3 protein-coding genes are annotated in these 2,277 nt (G+C 43.6%); all 3 read left to right on the top strand.

The genetic code is table 11. The features are described 5' to 3' along the window. The coding region (locus V7Z64_RS13010; protein WP_334110701.1) for a citrate/2-methylcitrate synthase at positions 1 to 131 on the top strand (131 nt) is incomplete at its 5' end. Positions 132 to 196: 65 nt separating this feature from the next. After that, complete coding sequence (icd, locus tag V7Z64_RS13005; protein ID WP_035062862.1) at positions 197 to 1,471, top strand: NADP-dependent isocitrate dehydrogenase; 1,275 nt, start codon at positions 197 to 199, stop codon at positions 1,469 to 1,471. A 22-nt stretch (positions 1,472 to 1,493) separates the two neighbouring features. After that, a partial coding sequence (mdh, locus tag V7Z64_RS13000) for a malate dehydrogenase (RefSeq protein WP_334110698.1) occupies positions 1,494 to 2,277 on the top strand: 784 nt, incomplete at its 3' end.

Raw genomic sequence — 2,277 nt, 5'->3', positions numbered from 1 at the left:
CTATTAGCCGCATGTCAGGCTGGCTCGCGCACATTTTAGAGCAGTACGAAAACAACCGTCTCATTCGCCCGCGTGCAGAATATACAGGACCGATGAGACAAGTGTACGTACCGCTTGAAGAACGCGCATAACGATTGTTTAGAAAAGGTGAGAAGTTCACCTCTCACCTTTTTACACTACATGATTTGGAGGTATGATGATGCAAGGAGAAAAAATTACAGTTACAAACGGAGTATTAAACGTTCCAAATTATCCAATTATCCCATTTATTGAAGGGGATGGGACAGGTCCAGATATTTGGGCAGCCGCTTCTCGCGTATTGGAAGCAGCTGTTGAAAAAGCGTATAAAGGTGAACGGAAAATCGTTTGGAAAGAAGTGCTTGCTGGTGAAAAAGCGTTTAAGTTGACAGGTGAATGGTTGCCACAAGAAACACTTGATACGATTCGTGAATACATAATTGCGATTAAAGGTCCGTTAACAACGCCGGTCGGTGGTGGCATTCGTTCATTAAACGTTGCGCTTCGCCAAGAGCTCGATTTATTTGTATGCTTACGTCCGGTTCGCTATTTTAAAGGAGTTCCTTCTCCAGTTAAGCGCCCTGAAGATACAGACATGGTTATTTTCCGTGAAAATACGGAAGATATTTATGCTGGAATCGAATATGCGAAAGGAACGCCAGAAGTAAAAAAAGTGATCGATTTCTTACAAAATGAGATGGGCGTACGCAAAATCCGCTTCCCTGAAACATCAGGAATCGGCATTAAGCCAATTTCAGAGGAAGGAACGAAACGATTAGTGCGGGCGGCGATTAAATATGCGATTGAACACGGCCGCAAATCGGTGACGCTCGTTCATAAAGGAAACATTATGAAATATACAGAAGGTGCGTTTAAAAACTGGGGTTACGAATTAGCTGAGCAAGAATTTGGCGATCAAGTGTTTACATGGGCAGAATATGATCGCATCGTTGAAACGGATGGAAAAGAGGCTGCAAACAGAGCGCAGGCGGAAGCAGAAGCAGCAGGAAAAATTATCATCAAAGATGCGATTGCAGATATTTTCTTACAACAAATTTTAACTCGTCCACGCGAGTTTGATGTCGTTGCAACGATGAACTTAAACGGCGACTACATTTCTGATGCGCTTGCAGCACAAGTAGGCGGCATCGGTATCGCTCCAGGTGCAAACATTAACTATGAAACAGGTCATGCAATTTTTGAAGCAACGCATGGCACAGCACCAAAATATGCAGGATTAGATAAAGTAAATCCGTCATCGGTCATTTTATCTGGTGTAATGATGTTTGAACATCTCGGTTGGAACGAGGCAGCGAAACTCATTATTGACTCTATGGAAAAAACAATTGCATCCAAAGTGGTCACATATGATTTTGCTCGCTTAATGGAAGGTGCAACAGAGGTGAAATGCTCTGAATTTGCGGATGCCCTCATTCGAAACATGAGCGAATAAAATAAAAAGGGGATGGAAGAACGTGGGTATGAAACGTAAAAAAATCTCAATTATCGGTGCTGGATTTACAGGAGCGACAACAGCGTTTATTTTAGCGCAAAAAGAGCTAGGTGATATCGTTCTTGTCGACATTCCACAATTGGAAAATCCGACAAAAGGCAAGGCGCTCGATATGCTTGAGTCAAGCCCAGTTCTTGGTTTTGACGCCAACATTATTGGTACGTCGGATTATGCGGATACGGCTGATTCGGACATCGTTGTCATCACTGCGGGGATTGCACGCAAACCAGGGATGAGTCGTGACGACTTAGTAACGACAAATCAAAACATTATGAAAGCTGTAACGAAAGAAGTCGTTAAATACTCACCGAACTGCTTTATTATCGTCTTAACAAACCCAGTAGATGCGATGACATATACAGTATTTAAAGAATCAGGCTTTCCGAAAAACCGCGTCATCGGCCAATCTGGTGTATTAGATACCGCGCGTTTCCGGACATTTGTTGCACAAGAATTAAACTTATCTGTTAAAGACATTACAGGATTTGTTTTAGGCGGTCATGGAGACGATATGGTACCGCTTGTGCGTTACTCATATGCAGGGGGCATTCCGCTCGAAACGTTAATCCCAAAAGAGCGTTTAGATGCCATTGTTGAACGTACGCGTAAAGGTGGCGGTGAAATCGTCAACTTGCTAGGCAACGGTAGCGCTTATTATGCGCCAGCTGCGTCCCTTGCTGAGATGGTTGAAGCGATCGTAAAAGACCAGCGCCGAGTTCTTCCAGCCATCGCTTATTTAGAAGGCG

Origin of the sequence: Anoxybacillus sp. (assembly GCF_036834105.1) — a bacterium.
GTDB lineage: Bacteria > Bacillota > Bacilli > Bacillales > Anoxybacillaceae > Anoxybacillus.
Note: the sequence above shows the minus strand (reverse complement) of the source record. Positions and strands in the feature narration are given on the sequence as shown.

Excerpts from the sequence above, each read along its gene's own strand:
- icd (WP_035062862.1), top strand. The coding sequence starts at position 197 with ATGATGCAAGGAGAAAAAATTACAGTTACAAACGGAGTATTAAACGTT.